Origin of the sequence: Terrihabitans rhizophilus (assembly GCF_033898525.1) — a bacterium.
Classification (GTDB): Bacteria; Pseudomonadota; Alphaproteobacteria; order Rhizobiales; family Methylopilaceae; genus Flaviflagellibacter; species Flaviflagellibacter rhizophilus.
In genome coordinates this window covers 68991-84379 of the sequence record NZ_JAXAFJ010000007.1, presented here as the reverse complement: position 1 = coordinate 84379, position 15389 = coordinate 68991, and the positions used below count along the sequence as shown (strand labels likewise).

Annotated in this window: 16 protein-coding genes; 2 read left to right on the top strand and 14 right to left on the bottom strand. The window is 63.0% G+C overall.

Annotation, left to right across the window (positions count from 1 at the left end; genetic code table 11):
- Nucleotides 1-16 precede the first annotated feature (16 nt).
- Genes SCD90_RS12125 through SCD90_RS12115 form a run of 3 tightly spaced genes read right to left on the bottom strand, consistent with a single transcriptional unit; the run spans nucleotide 17 to nucleotide 3023 of the window.
- Nucleotides 17-1522, bottom strand: coding sequence for a tripartite tricarboxylate transporter permease (locus SCD90_RS12125; protein WP_319844947.1), 1506 nt, complete (start codon nucleotides 1520-1522; stop codon nucleotides 17-19).
- 12 nt (nucleotides 1523-1534) lie between these two features.
- Entirely contained in the window at nucleotides 1535-1969 is a 435-nt protein-coding gene (locus tag SCD90_RS12120) for a hypothetical protein (RefSeq protein ID WP_319844946.1), read from the bottom strand.
- 34 nt (nucleotides 1970-2003) lie between these two features.
- Nucleotides 2004-3023 carry a tripartite tricarboxylate transporter substrate-binding protein gene (locus SCD90_RS12115; protein ID WP_319844945.1) on the bottom strand — a complete coding sequence of 340 codons (1020 nt, stop codon included), beginning with the start codon at nucleotides 3021-3023 and terminating at the stop codon, nucleotides 2004-2006.
- Nucleotides 3024-3425: 402 nt separating this feature from the next.
- On the opposite strand from SCD90_RS12115, the gene SCD90_RS12110 reads away from it, so the two are divergent.
- Nucleotides 3426-4475 (top strand): AbrB family transcriptional regulator, encoded by a 1050-nt coding sequence (locus SCD90_RS12110; protein ID WP_319844944.1) that lies wholly within the window; start codon nucleotides 3426-3428, stop codon nucleotides 4473-4475.
- Here SCD90_RS12110 and SCD90_RS12105 read toward each other — a convergent pair.
- From SCD90_RS12105 to SCD90_RS12070, 9 genes are all read right to left on the bottom strand, one after another.
- Nucleotides 4460-5134 carry an FCD domain-containing protein gene (locus tag SCD90_RS12105; RefSeq protein WP_319844943.1) on the bottom strand — a complete coding sequence of 225 codons (675 nt, stop codon included), beginning with the start codon at nucleotides 5132-5134 and terminating at the stop codon, nucleotides 4460-4462. The two genes, SCD90_RS12110 and SCD90_RS12105, sit on opposite strands and share 16 nt — an antisense overlap.
- A 212-nt stretch (nucleotides 5135-5346) precedes the next feature.
- Nucleotides 5347-6549 carry an MFS transporter gene (locus tag SCD90_RS12100; protein WP_319844942.1) on the bottom strand — a complete coding sequence of 401 codons (1203 nt, stop codon included), beginning with the start codon at nucleotides 6547-6549 and terminating at the stop codon, nucleotides 5347-5349.
- A gap of 36 nt (nucleotides 6550-6585) precedes the next feature.
- Nucleotides 6586-6729, bottom strand: coding sequence for a RidA family protein (locus SCD90_RS16640; RefSeq protein WP_425265684.1), 144 nt, complete (start codon nucleotides 6727-6729; stop codon nucleotides 6586-6588).
- A gap of 34 nt (nucleotides 6730-6763) precedes the next feature.
- On the bottom strand, nucleotides 6764-7948 hold the full coding sequence (locus tag SCD90_RS12095; protein WP_319844941.1) for a RidA family protein: 1185 nt from the start codon (nucleotides 7946-7948) through the stop codon (nucleotides 6764-6766).
- A 61-nt stretch (nucleotides 7949-8009) separates the two neighbouring features.
- Complete coding sequence (locus tag SCD90_RS12090) at nucleotides 8010-9158, bottom strand: ABC transporter substrate-binding protein (RefSeq protein ID WP_319844940.1); 1149 nt, start codon at nucleotides 9156-9158, stop codon at nucleotides 8010-8012.
- Nucleotides 9159-9221: 63 nt separating this feature from the next.
- Nucleotides 9222-9944, bottom strand: coding sequence for an ABC transporter ATP-binding protein (locus tag SCD90_RS12085; RefSeq protein WP_319844939.1), 723 nt, complete (start codon nucleotides 9942-9944; stop codon nucleotides 9222-9224).
- On the bottom strand, nucleotides 9931-10749 hold the full coding sequence (locus SCD90_RS12080) for an ABC transporter ATP-binding protein (protein ID WP_319844938.1): 819 nt from the start codon (nucleotides 10747-10749) through the stop codon (nucleotides 9931-9933). Before SCD90_RS12080 ends, SCD90_RS12085 begins: the two co-directional genes overlap by 14 nt.
- Nucleotides 10746-11735 (bottom strand): branched-chain amino acid ABC transporter permease, encoded by a 990-nt coding sequence (locus SCD90_RS12075; protein ID WP_319844937.1) that lies wholly within the window; start codon nucleotides 11733-11735, stop codon nucleotides 10746-10748. Before SCD90_RS12075 ends, SCD90_RS12080 begins: the two co-directional genes overlap by 4 nt.
- A 1-nt stretch (nucleotide 11736) precedes the next feature.
- Nucleotides 11737-12621, bottom strand: coding sequence for a branched-chain amino acid ABC transporter permease (locus SCD90_RS12070; protein WP_319844936.1), 885 nt, complete (start codon nucleotides 12619-12621; stop codon nucleotides 11737-11739).
- Between the two features lie 331 nt (nucleotides 12622-12952).
- On the opposite strand from SCD90_RS12070, the gene SCD90_RS12065 reads away from it, so the two are divergent.
- Nucleotides 12953-14290, top strand: coding sequence for an NtaA/DmoA family FMN-dependent monooxygenase (locus tag SCD90_RS12065; RefSeq protein WP_319844935.1), 1338 nt, complete (start codon nucleotides 12953-12955; stop codon nucleotides 14288-14290).
- 42 nt (nucleotides 14291-14332) lie between these two features.
- On the opposite strand, the gene SCD90_RS12060 is transcribed toward SCD90_RS12065, so the two are convergent.
- Both SCD90_RS12060 and SCD90_RS12055 read right to left on the bottom strand, forming a co-directional pair.
- Nucleotides 14333-14827, bottom strand: a complete 495-nt coding sequence (locus SCD90_RS12060) for a flavin reductase family protein (protein WP_319844934.1) — start codon at nucleotides 14825-14827, stop codon at nucleotides 14333-14335.
- Nucleotides 14824-15342, bottom strand: a complete 519-nt coding sequence (locus tag SCD90_RS12055; RefSeq protein WP_319844933.1) for a flavin reductase family protein — start codon at nucleotides 15340-15342, stop codon at nucleotides 14824-14826. The genes SCD90_RS12060 and SCD90_RS12055 overlap by 4 nt, the downstream gene beginning before the upstream one ends.
- Nucleotides 15343-15389: the final 47 nt, after the last annotated feature.

The following is a 15389-nucleotide window of genomic DNA, read 5'->3' as shown; positions in this document are numbered from 1 at the left end:
TGTCTCCGAAGGACTGTCAGCCGTGCTGAAGGGAGGGCCGGCGCTGGCGCAGAAGCCAGAGGCCGGGAATGACGAGGGACAGCACCGAGAGCACGATCAGGAATTGCGAGATCCCGCTCTGGATGAAGATGTCGAGGCCGCCGATGCGCGTGGCGCGCAGGTAGTTGGCTTCCAGGATCGGTCCAAGGATGAAGGCCAGCAGAAAGGCCGGAATGGGGTAGCGCAGCACACGCATGGCGATGCCGAGTGCTCCGAACGCGGCAACCACCGCTAGGTCGAAGGTCGAGAACTTGGTCGCATACGCGCCGAGGAACAGCAGGAGCAGCACCGTCGGCACGAGGATGTAGCCCCGCACGTAGACGAGGCGGCGCGTGTACCGCGAAATCCAGCAGCCGACGACCGCGATCAGGATGGCCGAGACGAAGAACGACCAGAAGATCGTGAACGCCTCCACTTGAAACTGCGCGAAGAACTGGGGACCCGGGCGGATGCCGTGCAGGATCAGCGCTGCGAGCATCACCGTGGTCGACCCCGATCCCGGCAGGCCGAGCGTCAGCAGCGGCACGATGGCGGCGCAGGCGGTGGCGTTGTTCGCGCACTCGGCGGCAACGAGGCCCTCGGGCTCGCCCTTGCCGTAGTTCTGCGGGTTGCGCGACATCTGCTTGGCCATGCCGTAACTGACAAAGGACGAGATCGCCGCTCCCGCGCCGGGGACGATGCCGACGACAAGGCCCACCGCCGAGGAGACAGCCAGCGCGCCCTTGTACTTGAAGGCGTCGAAGAAGCCCCGATGGAGGTTGGAGTTCAGCTCCCGGTCGGAAACCTCGCTCTGGCCGCTGACGGATGTGCGCTTCACGAGATCGATCAGTTCCGGCAGGCCGAAGAGCCCAAGGATGATGGCCATCAGTGAAATCCCGTCCGAAAGCGACAGGATGCCGAAGGTGCCGCGCTCAAAGGCCGTGGAGGGATCAGCACCCACCAGCGAAACCAGAAGGCCGAGGAGAATGGCGATGCCGGCCTTCAGGAGATCCTTGCCTGCAAGCGCGCCCACGATGGTGAGCCCGAAGACCCCCAGCAGGAACATCTCGGCGGGACCGAACCTGAGTGCGAACAGACCGAGCGCCGGAGCGATCATGAGCGAGGCCAGCGCGCCGACGGCCGCGCCGACGAAGGATGCTCCGTGAGACAGGCCGAGCGCGTAGCCCGCCTGCCCCTTCTGGGCCATCGGGTAGCCCTCGATGGTCGTGGCGGCGGCACCGCCCGTTCCGGGAATGTTGATCAGGATTGCCGGGATGGCTCCCGCCGCCTGAGCCGCAAAGTAGAGCGAGGACATGCCGACGATCGCGATCATGGGATCGAGATAGATCGTCAGCGGCAACATGATCGCCATCAAATTGGAATCGTTGAAGCCGGGTACGGCGCCGACGAGGAAGCCGAGCAGGAACCCGACCGTGATCGCGGCCATGACCTGCCAAGTGAAGAGCAGCATCAGGCCTTCAACGGCATTGGAAAACTCGAACATGGCTCGGTCTCTTCAGTAAAGCGGAAGAGCGAAGCCCGACAGGCGCACGAAACCATACAGCGCGGCGGCGGCAATGATCGTGACGAGCAAGGCTTGGCGATAGGTCGCGCCGCAGAGCAACGACACACAGAACAGGAAGGCCAGGCTAGGAAGGCCGAAGCCGAACAGCAGCACGGCGGGGTAGAACGCCACCATCGCCGCCAGCACCATGATCTGGGCGGCGTTCAGCGTGAGTTCCGGCCCTTCGCCCTCCCCCTTCGACCATTGCAGGTAGATGCTGCGTGCCGCCTGCACGACGCAGGCGAGGATAAGGATCGAGAGCAGCCCGTCCGGGAACAGACGGGCGGCTCGCGGCGCCTCCTCGATGGAGGCGCGGTATCCAAGAGCAAACACGCAGATGAGCAGCGGGAAAGCCAGCTTTGTGAGGAAGTGAATGGACACGGACATGCCGGACACCTTGTTCGAGACGATGACGGGCGGATCACATGTCCTTCAGGTCTTTTTCCATCGCCGGCAGGTACTGCTTCACCAGCGCCACATACTCGGTAACAAAGGCGCTGCAGCGGTCTGCGTCCCAGTCCACCAGGAAGGGCGTGAGGTTGTCCTTGTCGGCCGCGGCCCTGAACTCGGGGCTGGCAACGGCCTGCCCGTAGCTGGAGACCAGTTGCGCAAACGCGTCGGGGTTCTTCTCGCGAACGGCGCTCGACACGAACATCGCGTAGGGCTCCGAGAGATTGGGAATCTTCACGTCGAGCACCTCGTTGACCGGAACCGGCTGCCACAGGTTGGGGGCCGGGTTCTTGTCCTGGAAGATGCCGATCGCCTTCGTCATCTCCAGCACGCCTATGGCCGACCAGTACGGCGCCAGGCACGCATCGACGTGGCCCCCGGCCACCGCATTGCGCGCATCGGCGCCGGAGCCGAAGGGCACGAACTTGAGGTTCGCGCCGGTCAGTTCACGCAGCACCACGGTCGAGAAATGGGCGTTCGACATCGGCGTAGAGCCGCTGATGGTGAAGGGCCGGCTTGATGTGCGGGCCTCCGCGATGAAGTCCGCAATCGACGTCCAGCGCGCGTCCTTCTTCACCAGCAGGACGTTGGGATCGTTGAACATCGCCCCGAGCCAGGCGACGTCCGCATTGGTCTTGCCGGGCACCTTGTTGAGTTCGAACGAGGTGGCGATGTGGGGGATGGGATAGAACATCGCCATGTGGCCGTCCGGCTTGCCCTTGAGCAGATGGTTCAGGGCAAGAAGGCCAGAGGCTCCGGGCATCTGTACATAGGTAACCGGCTGGGTGCCGCCGAGCGTCCGCTGCCAGTGCGGGCCGATCATGCGCGCGGCAAGATCGGTACCGCCGCCCGGCCCGACGCCCAACAGAATCTCGACGGGCTTCGAGGGGAAGGTTGCTGCGGCAGCACGGCCGGCGGGAGCAAGCAGTGCGGCCCCAAGAGCAGCGGAGCCCCCCAGAAACAGGCGGCGCGAGACGGCGAATTCGGACATGGCATCCTCCAGACAAGAGCTGAAGGGCTCTAAGCAGGATACGTGCCAGACTGGGATTCAAAGAAAATTAGGACAAATTAGTAGTTCTTGTAAGAACTCCATTAGATTATATCGTATAGTTCCTGCACCTAGAACGCGATCTTGTCTGTGGCTTTCGGTGTTAATTTACGTGATTCAATCATCATTGGCTGATTTTCGCCGTTCTTTGTTTCGAGTTCCAGCATCACAGGGGCTCCAAAGACGAATATACCCGACCCTGATCTATCATCTCTCACCCTCTGCAGTGGGCGGTCTGAAAACCCGTGCACAATCGGCAAGCCCAGATGTGTAGATTGTAGGCAATTTGCAATCCGGCTTTCCGGATGACATAGCTGCGCTCCTTTGCGGTTATAGGGAACTGACATGTTGCGGATGTTGGCAGGACTTCTGCTCGGAGCGCTGTCCGGGCTCATTTTCCACGCCGTCGGCATTCCGCTCCCATGGCTGCTCGGGCCACTGATTGCGTGCGCCATTGCATCCCTTGCAGGCGCTGAATTGAAGCAGCCGCCACTTCTCCGGAAGATCGGACAGGCCGTTGCAGCAGTCGCAATCGGTTTGGCTTTTTCTCCGGCGGTGGTCGAGAGCCTTGCAGGCTACCTGCACATCATGGTGCTGGCCGCAGCGCTTTCGATGATCGGCGGCGTGATGGTGGCGCGGCTGGTTTCTGTGTTTGCGCGGACAAGCTTCGAGACTGCCTATTTCTCCAGCCTGCCGGGCGGCGTCGCCGAGATGTCCGTTCTTGCGGAGCGCTATGGCGGGGAGACGGCACTCGTTGCACTGGCGCAGTCACTGCGCATCATCTTCGTGGTTCTCATCATCCCGCCGCTTCTCGTCGCCTTGTCCAGCGATGCGGATTTCTCGGGAGCCTCTGCCGGCGCCCTGGTCCATGCCCCGGCTCTCATCGTCATGCTGGTTCTGGCCGGCGCACTTGCTGTTGCGTTCGACCGGCTGAGGATCATGAACGCGTGGTTCCTCGCAGGCCTCGCGGTCGGTGCCTCGGTCGCGATCCTGCAGATCCCGGCCTCGCATGTGCCCGTTTGGATGATCGACGTCGCGCAGGTCCTTATCGGCTGCGCTCTTGGCTCCCGGATCGACCGGGGCATCATCATCCGCTTGCGCCATTTCCTTCCCGCCACAGTCGCCGGCACGTTTGGAATGATGCTCCTGAACGTCGGAATTGCATGGCTCGTCTCGCTCTGGACCGGCTTCGATCTCTCCGGGCTTGTCCTCGCGACTGCGCCCGGCGGAGTCGCGGAAATGAGCATCACCGCCGGCGCGCTGCATCTTGCGGTGCCGCTCGTCACCGCCTTCCATCTGGTGCGCGTACTGATGATCATCCTGCTCAGCGCGCCGCTGTACAGGGGCGTCGCCTGGCTCCGGGGCAGGATCCCCGCGCGTCAGCCGGCGGAGTAAGCGCCTGAAATACCTGCCCGAGCTTCGAGCACATGCTGCCGGAAGGCCTCCCGGGCACGATCCGGATCGCGTGACCGAAGAACATGGATCAATCCGGCGTGGTTAGCTGCGGACTGGACCATCTGGGCCTGATCCTGGAGGCGACGGCGCCGAAACAGCTTCATCTGCCTCGTCACGAGGTTGTAGGCATCGACCAGTTTCCGGTTCGGACACTGGTCGAGAAGGATGATGTCGGCGCCGACGTTCAGGGTGAAGAACAGGTCGGCATCATTGGCCTGCGCCGCGACCCGCATCCGATCCACGATGTCTTCAAGTTCCTTGAGAACCTCGTCGCCGATGATTGGCGCGACCACGGCCGCAAGTTCGCCCTCCAGCGCTGAGCGCACTTGGTAGAGATCCAGCAGTTCGTTCGCGTCCAGCTGGCGCACCACGACGCCGCGATTGCGCTCCGCCACCAACAGGCCAGCCTCGGTAAGCGCTCGAAAGGCTTCACGTACGGGGCCGCGGCTGACATTTAGCCGCTGGGCAACTCCCTGCTCGGACACGCGCATGCCACCCGACAATTCGCCATCCACAATGAGCCGTTCCAGTTCATCCTGGACCAACTGCGTCATGGACTTCGTGCGAACGATTTCCAACTGCTGCAACGTGGACTGCATGCGACCTGATCTAGCTGCAGACGTGCAGCCTGTATACTGCTGAAAGGTCCGTTCATCGATGGTGCCTGCGCTCTGCGAAAAGCCCATTCCGCCGTCGGTGGCGCCTCGAACAGACCCTTGGCACCCGCTTCGTCGCCTCACCCAGGATCGTGGCGGCATCTGCGCAACGGCGACAGAAATCCGCAGATCTCCAGCGTCATCCTCGATCCTTCTTAATGCTCACGCCCCCCGTTAAGCCAACGAAAGCCAATCAATCCTGCCAGGTACAGCACGGCCATAAACAGGCTGAAGCCCGTAAATCCCATGGGCACCGCCCACTGGCCGATCAGCACGCCCACCGATGCTCCGGCGAACAGGGTGAGAGTGTAGAGAGCCGCCGCAGCGCCCCGGCCGGTCGCGGCGAGTTCATTGATTCGGAACATCATGCTTGGGATCATCAGGGAGGTTCCGAGCACGAAGACGACGCTGGCGCAGACGGTCCAGGCCAAGGGCCCGGGGACCGCCGCCAAGGCAAAGCCGATAGCGGCCACGATGAGCCCAGCCATGAGAAAGAAGGGCCCGCCGAGGCGCGGCAGCAAGCGGCCCACGACGATGGCTGCGAACATCGCGGGCAGGCCGGCGGCTCTAACCCAGATCATCTCCGTCGGCGCGACGCCGAAGCGCTGCGACAAGTATGGTCCAAGCCCGCTGTAGAAAGCGACAAAGCCCAGCAGCACCAGAAAGGACACGAGATAGACGGCCAGCAGCCTTCGCTGCGTGAGCAGGCCGGGGATGGCCGCGTAGATTTTTCGGAAAGACGACGCACCGCCGGAAGGCGTGATGGCGGGAAGCGCGAAGCGTATGATCAGCGCCGCGGCGACGTAGAAGACGGTGGTGGTGGCGAACAGTGCCTCCCAGCCAAAATGAAGCGCCATGGCGCTTGCATAGACCTGCCCAAGGATACCGGCCAGGAACAGGCTGGTCGTCAGCAGCGCCACGCTCATCGCACGCGCTTTTGCTTCTGTTGCATCGGCAACATAGGCCAGAGCCACGGGCGAGAAGCTGGCGGCGCAGAACCCCTGCACCGCGCGCGCAAGCAACATGGTGGAGAAGCCAGGGGCGAACGCCACGAGCAGCGACGAAATCGCCAGCAACGAAAAACCAAGCACCAGAACGAAGCGGCGGCCGACCTGATCCGACCAGGGGCCGAAAAACAGGAAGGCTGCGGCGTAAGGAAAGCCGAACAGGCTGCCGGCGAGTGCCGCCTGATCACCCGTGACCCCGTAACGCTCGGAGATGAACCCGATCAGCGGGATCGGGATGTAAAGTTGCGAGACGACGCCGATGCCGCAGACGCAGAGGATCGCCGTCAGCAAGGTTGGATTGACGGCTACAGCCTGCCTCGGATGTGCAGGCTGCCCGGTGTTGATGGTCATGAGAAACGCCGCCGTCGGTCTTGGATGCGGGATCGATCAGCGAATGCCGATGACGTCGATTTCGATGAGGCTGTCCTTGATGAGCAGCCCAGACGTCCCGATGGTCGTGCGCGGCGGCGGAACGCGGAAATACTCCTTCCAGACCTCGTCGAAACCGGCGAAGTCGTTGAGGTCGGTCAGGAAGACCTGCGCCTTGACGATCTGGTCGAGCGAGCTACCGNCGCGGCGGCGGAACGCGGAAATACTCCTTCCAGACCTCGTCGAAACCGGCGAAGTCGTTGAGGTCGGTCAGGAAGACCTGCGCCTTGACGATCTGGTCGAGCGAGCTACCGGCAGCGGCAAAGGTCCGCTTCAGGTTCTCCATGATGAAGCGCGTCTGCAGCTTGATGTCGGACCCGTAATACGAGAACGAAGGATGCTTGCGCGCCTCCTCCGGCACCCCGGTCTTGAAGTCGCTGGCAAGCTGACCGGCCGCGAAGACGAAGGGGCCGACGGTGACGGCCTCGGAATAGTTGGCCAGCGGCTTGGCGTTCGCGGATGTCACCACCTCGTGCGTCAGGCCCTCGCGAGGCACATAGCCGATCAGGTCGATCTCGATCAGCGTGTCCTTGATGAGCAGGCCGGACGTTCCAATGGTCGTGCGCGGGGGCGCCACCTTGAAGTACTCCTTCCACACTTCGTCGAACGCGGCGAAGTGGTCGAGGTCCGTCAGGAAGACTTGCGCCTTCAGAACGTGGTCGAGCGAGCTGCCTGCGGCTGCGAAGGTGCGCTTCAGGTTCTCCATGATGAAGCGCGTCTGCAGCTTGATGTCAGAGCCGTAGTACGGGAAGTTGTCGGCCTTGCGTGCCTCGGCCGGGACGCCGGTCTTGAAGTCGCTGGCAAGCTGCCCTGCAGCGAAGACCAGGTCTCCTATGGCGAAGGCTTCGGAGTAGTTGGCCAGCGGCTTCGGATTGCCGGAGGATACGATCTGGTAGCTGCCAAGTTCAGGAAGGTAGCCGATCAGGTCGATTTCGATCAGCGTGTCCTTCACGAGCAGACCTGTGGTGCCGACGGTGGTGCGCGGCGGCGCGACGCTGAAATATGCCTTCCAGATCTCGTCGAAGCCCGCGAAGTCGTTCAAGTCAGTCAGGAAGACCTGAGCCTTGACCACATTGTCGAGCGAGCTTCCAGCAGCGGCAAAGGTCCGCTTCAGGTTCTCCATGATGAAGCGCGTCTGCAGCTTGATGTCGGAGCCGTAGTACGGAAACGAAGGATGCTTGCGCGCCTCCTCCGGCACACCGGTCTTGAAGTCGCTGGCGAGCTGGCCCGCCGGAAAAATCATGCCGGCGGCGATCGACGCCTCGGTGTAGTTGGCGAGCGGCCGGGGATTTTCGGACGTGACGGTGCGAAGCTCGGTCATGACAGGATCTCGGGAAATGCGAGGAAGGGCCGGCGCGGCCCGTAAGCCGCGCCGCTTACGATCAGTTCTGGACGGCCATGGCGCGGGCGTTGGTTTCTTTGCCGCCGTCGAGCTTCACCACATGCGTGGTCAGCAGCGGATCGCCCTTTTCGTCGAACTTGAAGGGACCACGCACGCTTTCGAAGCTGGACGCGGCGAGCGCGGCGCGCACCGCCTCGCGATCAGCCTTGCCGGCCTTTTCGACGCCGAGAATGGCAAGCGTGATGGCGTCGTAGGCTTCCGCGGCATAGGAATCCGGATTGCGGCCATAGGCAGCCTTGTACTTCTCGATGAAGGTCTGAGCTGCCGGTATGTCGGCCGCGGTCGCCAGGCTGAAATGCGTTGTGAAGTAGACGCCGTTCACCGCATCGCCGCCCAGCTCGACGAACTTCGGTGTGGCCACGCCGTCGGATGCAAAACGTGGGATCGTCATGCCGATTTGCGCAAACTGCTTGGCGACAAGCGCCCCCTCGGTGTAGCGCGACCATTCGATCATGGCATCCGCGCCAGCCGACTTGATCCGGCCGAGCTGCGAGGTGAAGTCGATGTCTCCGCGCGTGTAGCGCTCTTCGGCAACGATCTCGAAGCCGTGCTTCTGCCCGGCCTTCTTGAAGGCCTCAAAGCCGCCGCGGCCGAAGTCATCGTTCACGTAGAGGAAGGCGAACTTCTTGTAGTTGGGGAACTTCTCGTGAATGAAATCCACGAGGTCGGACACAAGCTTGGTGTCCGGCACCGGAGAACGGAACACCCACTTGTTGCCAAGCGTGGTGATCTTCTGGGCAGTTCCGGCGATGACGATTTGGGGCACCTCGCCTTGACGACTAACCTGCGAGGCCGCAAGGCTGGCCGGGCTGCTGATGCTGCCGAGCGTGAGCAGAACCTCGTCTCGCGAGATCAGGCGCTTGGCCACGTTCACGGCCTCTTCGGGCTTGCCGGAGTCGTCGGCGTAGACAATCTCGATCTTTTCGCCGAGCAGCCCGCCGGCCGCGTTCTTTTCCTTCACTGCAAGATCGACGCTTTCGCGGAGGCTCTGGCCCATGGCGGCCGCATCGCCCGTCATTGGACCGAACACGCCGATCTTCACCGGCTCGGCGATCGCGGCACCGCCAATGGCGGCGACCATCAGGCCCGACAGCAGAGTCGAACGCAGGTTTCTCTTCAGACTGGTCATTGGTTTGCCCCTTCTAAGACGATGACAGGAAATGCTGTTTGATCCGGCATCGCCGGTGCCCGATCAGGCGTTCTCCAGCTGCTCGTGGCCGAGATAGCTGGCCCAAACCTCGGGGTTCTCGAGCAATTGCCCGCTGGTCCCGGAAAGGGTGATGGTGCCGGTTTCCAGCACGTAGCCGCGTGAGGCTATTGTCAGCGCAAGCTCGGCGTTCTGCTCGACGAGGAGGACGGTCACGCCGCCGGCACGGAAGTGCGCTATGGCACGCGCCACCTCCTCCACGATGATCGGCGCGAGGCCCAGCGAGGGTTCATCCAGCAGGAGAAGTTGAGGCTGGGCCATCATCGCCCGGCCGAATGCCAGCATCTGCTGTTCGCCGCCGGACAGAGATCCGCCCATTTGACGCCTACGCTCATGCAGCCGTGGAAAGAGCTGGTACACCTCGTCGCGGATCGTTCGCTTGCGGCTTTGTGCACGCTGCGAGTAGGCACCGACTTCAAGGTTCTGTTCCACGGAGAGCTTGGGGAAGATGCGCCTGCCCTCGGGCACGTGGATAATCCCGCGTTCGACGATCTGCTCCGGTCTCATGCCGGTGATGGGCTCGCCCAGGAATTCGACCGTGCCGCCATTCGGGCGCACGAGGCCGGATATAACCTTCAGCGTGGTCGACTTGCCGGCGCCGTTCGATCCGATCAAGGCGACCGCCTCTCCCGCACCGATGAAGAGGTCGAGGCCTTTCAGGGCAGACACCTGGCCGTAGGAGGCCGAGACATTGCTAAGGCGCAGCATGGACAGCCCCTTCTTGCGCCGCGCGTTCGCGCTTGAGGGCCGAGCCCTTGCCGAGATAGGCGCCGATGACCTCGCTGTTGTGCCGGATGTCCTGAGGGGTGCCCTTGGCCAGCAGCTTGCCGTAGTTCAGCACCGTGATGCGGTCGCAGGTCGGCATCACGACGTCCATGTGGTGCTCGACGAGAACCGTGGTGGTGCCGGCCGCCCGGATGCGGCGAATGAGATCGACGAGCGCCTTGCTTTCGGCGCCGTTCAGGCCGGCTGCAGGTTCATCTAGCAGGAGGAGCTTCGGGCGAGCCACGAATGCGCGGGCGATCTCCAGAAGGCGCTGATGCCCGTAGGGCAGACTGCCCGCGGCCTTGTCCGCGAAAGGTCCAAGGCCCACGAAGTCCAGAGCCTCGCGCGCCCGCTCGACGATCTCCCGCTCCTCCCGCCGCTGAAACGGTGTGCGAAGCAGCGCGTGGAATATTTCCGAGCGGGTGCTGGCGTGCAGGCCCACCATGACATTGTCCAGAGCCGGCAGTTCCTTGAACAACTTCAGGTTCTGGAATGTGCGCCGGATGCCGGCGATCGCACGTTTCTCCGCCGCATGGCGGGTCACATCAGCGTCGGCGAAAAGGATGCTGCCGGATGAGGAAGGAAGATGCCCCGAGAGCAGGTTCAGCATAGTGGTCTTGCCGGCACCGTTGGGACCGATCAGACCATGAACCTCACCTTCGGCGACATCGAGGTCCACGCCATCGACAGCGACCAGACCGCCGAAGCGCCGCGTGATCTGACGGGTTTCGAGAAGCGTCGCGCTCATTCGCCGGGCCTCACCACGTATCGGCTGCGTCCGAAACTCGGCAGGCGGCTGAGCACCAGTGAGGCTGCGGCCTGCAACAGGCCGATGAGGCCGCGATTGCCCGTGCCCATCAGCACCACGACTGCGGTTCCGAAAAGGATCATCCTCAGTTCGCCGGAAGACCGGAGATATTCCGGCATCAGCACGACGATGAAGGCGCCGAGCACCGCACCTGGCAGGCTGCCAAGGCCGCCGACCACGACCATGATCAGGACCTCGATCGACTTGTTGAAGGTGAAGTCGTTAGGGCTGAGATAGCGGGAATGGTAGGCGTAGAGCGTGCCGGCCAACCCCGCGGTAAAGGCCGCGATCAGGAAGCACTTGCTCTTGCACAACGCGATCTGGATGCCGCTGGCGCGCGCCGCCTCCTCGTCCTGCGCTATGGCGGCAAGTGCGCGCCCGAACCGCGAGGTGTTGATGCGGTCGATGGAGACGTAGACGAGCGCCAGGATCACGAGGCACAGCCAGTAAAAGGCTTCGTCATGGGCGAGGTTCAGCCCGAAGATCTCGGGATCGGGAATGCCCATCAGGCCAAGGCTACCGCCCGTCAGCCATTCCTCGTTGAGGATCAGCAGGTGGATGATGATGCTGAAGCCCAAAGTGGCGACCCCGAGGCTGGAGCCCTTGAGCTTTACGAGCGGGATCAGCAGAAGACTCGCGAGTGCCGCGGCAATCCCTCCCGCCAGAAGCGTCAGCAGGAAAGGCAGGCCGAAAGAGGTGGCCACGATCCCGGCCGTATAGGCGCCGATGCCGTAGAACGCCCCCTGCCCCAGCGACAGCATTCCCGCCATGCCGACGAGCAGTTGGAGCCCGAGCGCCAGGACCGCAGCGATCAGCGCCACGCTGAAGACGTGCAGCCAGTAGGAATTGCTTTCCACCAGCGGCACGGCGGCCAGAGCCAGGAGCGCCAGGATCCGCAAGAGATTTGGGTTCACAATAATGCCCATGTCAGACCTGCCGCCCTTGACGGCCGAAGAGGCCCATGGGTGCGAAGAGGAGGATGATGATCAGGGTCACCATGCCTATCGCGTCCTTGTAGGAGGTCGAGATCACGGACCCGGCAAAGGTTTCGATGAGGCCGAACAAGAGCCCGCCGACCATGGCTCCCGGTACGCTGCCGAGGCCGCCGAGGGTCGCCGCAACGAAGGCCTTGATGCCGGTCGCGAAGCCCATGTTGAAGGATGCGAAGAACAGCGACCCCAGTAGAACGCCGGCGGCACCCGCCATCATGCCCGCGACCGCGAAGGTGTTTACGGTGGCGCGCTCCACGCTGATGCCCATCAGGCGCGCCGCATCGGGATCTTGTGCCGCCGCCTGCATCGCGATACCCGTCCGGCTGAAGCGGAAGAACACGGTCAGCGCCGCCATGATGGCGAGGCTGAGCCCGACGATCCAGAGCAGTTGGGGCGCAACATTGAAGCCGAGAACGGAGACACCGCCCGCTTCGAACAGCCTCGGATAGGCCAGGGGCTCCGAGCCCCAGGCGAGCCGTGCACCGTTCTGCAGGATGATAGAGACCCCGATGGTCGAGATCACCACGTTGATCAGCGGCACCCTGCGGCGCCGCAGCACCCGGTAGATGCCGAGCTCCGCCGCCACTGCGATCAGTCCGCCGCCCAGGGTGCCCGCGAGGAGGACGAAAGGCAGTGGCAGGTTGCCCAGCATTGCGCCGGAGAAGCCGGCCATGGCGCCGATCATCATGAACTCACCTTGAGCGAAGTGCATGATGTCCGTCGCCCGCACGATCATGGAGATTCCAAGTGCGATTAGGCTGTAGATGCAGCCAATCGCGAGGCCGCCGAGCAGGGTCTGCAAGAGCTGGTCATAGGCCATGTTCGGAAGTGCACCTCGTGCCGGCTGGATGCACGAAGCCTATCCGCCTGAGGGCCCTCGACAAGCTCATATTGCATGCGCATGCAGGATGCTTTTTGGGCATCCGGGCTGACCGGCGATCGAGAATGGACGTCCGAAAAGCCGTCAAATCGCCCCTTGCACGTACGCAGCGTCGTGATCTTCCACTTGCGAGACACCAATCGTCCGCCAGTTATGACTGCGTATGCACGTCTTATGTCCTGCTTGGCACCGGCTTTGCAAAAGTACCTTCAAACGATAGCAGCCGGCTTGGATCAGCTGCCTAGAATTCAGCCAGCAAAGAAGAGCGAACATGAAGAATATACATTTGGCATTCGATCTTTCCTGGACGCAGGTCGAGGCTCAGTGGCGGCGCCCGGGCTCGTGGGTTGGACCGGATTACCCTGCACCCGGCCTGTTCGAGGATATGGCCCGGCTGGCGGAGCGGGGCGGTGTGGACATGATCTTCTTTGGTGACGGCACGGGCGTTCCCGACACCTGGCAAGGCGGCATCGACGATGCGGTGCAGACCGGCGTGGCATGGCCACGCTTCGACATGAGCCCGTGGATCACGGTGATGTCGCGCGTCACCAAGCATCTTGGCTTCGGCCTCACCTACGCCTCCACCTTCATGCATCCGTTCTATACGGCCCGCCTGCTGAACTCGCTGGACCACGTCACGGAAGGCCGAATGGCGTTCAATGTCGTGACGTCGCAACGGCGTTCGGACTATGCCAATTACGGCTATGACGAACTGGTCGACCACAATCTGCGCTACGAGCGGCTGGAAGAGTTTGTCGACGTCTGCCGCAAGCTCTGGACCAGCGTGGATCCCGACGCATTTGTTTGGAACCGCGACAGCGGCATGGTGGCCGACCCCGCCAAGGTGCGCGCAATCAATCATGACGGCCAGTTCTTCAAGGTGAAGGGGCCGCTCAGCGTGATCCCCTCGCCTCAGGTCGAGCCCGTGGTGCTGCAGGCAGGCGGCTCCCCGCGCGGCACGCGCGCGGCCGCCCATGTGGCCGACCATGTTTTCGGGCTGATGAAGTCTCCTGCACTGATGGCGCAGCAGCGGCGCGATCTGGACGACGCGCTGGTCGCGGAAGGACGCGACCCGGAGAATGTGGGCATCCTGTGGTCGACCCGCGTCATCGTCGCGGAAACGGAACACGAGGCGCAGGCGCTGCGCGAGGAACTGATCCGGGGCGTCCCACGCGAAGCGGTGGGTGTCTGGCTGTCCCACAACACCGGCTTCGACATGTCGACTCTGCCGAACCGCTTCAGCCTTCGCGAATTGCAGCAGCGTATCATCGCGGCCAATGCATCACCCGTGGGCTTCGTGCACCTGCTCGCCAAGGAGCATGGCGAGGACGCCGAGATTTCGATCGACGAGTTCTTCGAACACGGTTTGCGTGCTTCGACCGGCTATTCCAACACGATCGTCGGCACCGCCGCACAGGTCGCCGACAAGCTGGAAGAAGGTTTCGAGGCAACCGGAAGCCGCGGTGGCTTCATGATCTCGATCTCACAGGCCGGACCGCGTGCGGTGCCTTACAACCTGGTGAGTCAGCTCGTTCCGGAACTGCAGCGGCGTGGCCGCTACCGCCGCAGCTACGAAGGCCAGACCCTGAAGGAAAACCTGGCCAGTTGATCTTCCTGGCGCCCTCCGAACCATTGGAGGGCGCCTTCGCCGCTATAGTCTCGCCTGAGCCAGACTACCGAAGCGGCCATCCACATAGAGAAGTGGTGCAACGGCTTCCTGCCAAAGCTTCAGGTCCCTGACTTCCCCGATGAAGATCGTGTGGGAATGAACGACCACAGCGCTCGCGACCTCGCAATCGAAACTGGCCAGGGCGCCGAGGAGCGCAGGCGACCCTGTGACGAGCGGCACCCAGTCGCATCCTTCAAAGCGGGCTTCCCAGGAGCCGGGCGCACTGAAGCGCTGCGCCAGTTCGGCATCGCCCTCGCCCAGGAGGTTCACGCAGAACACACCGGACCGGTGAATGATGTCGTGGCTCGTGGCTTGCTGATTGACGCAGACCAGCAGCGACGGGCGCGGCTCCGCGGTGACCGAACTGACCGACGTGGCCGCAAAGCCGCAGGGTTGCCCATGCTCGGTACTGGTGATGATCGAAACCCCGGCAGCCAGCCTGCGCATGCCCTTCTTGAATTCGCTGCCATTGATCATGGCCGGTAACCTCCACGGAAGTGGACAAGTGGCGCCGCGTCCCCGTCCAGTACGCGGGCCGCCTCGACCCGTCCGATGACGATCGCCACGCCATCGCGCTCAAGCACCTCCTCTACACGGCAGTCAAAAACGCCGAGCGCGCTCATCAACACCGGGGATCCCGTCGCAAGTTCTCCCCAGTCCGCGCCTGCGAACCGCTCGTCGCCCTGCGCATCGCCGCGCCCGCCGAAAGCAGAGGCCATGTCCTCCCGCCCACTTGGCAGATAGTTGATGGCGAAGGCACCACTCGTCTGAATAGCCGCCAGCGCCGAGGTTCTGATATCGACGGACACGAGCATGCGCGCAGGACTCGCCGAGACGTGAGCTGCGGATAGGCCGAGAAACCCGGAACGGCCCTTTGCACCTCTCGCCGTTATGACCGTGCTGCCAAGAGCCCGCTGACCAAGCACTGTCCAGAACGTGCGGGCGCTGATCTCGGTGTCAACGCTGGTCCGTTCGTTACTTGCGTCCGTCATCCCGGTTATCCTCATCTTCTGGCAATCGTCGTTATCCTTAGCCCAGA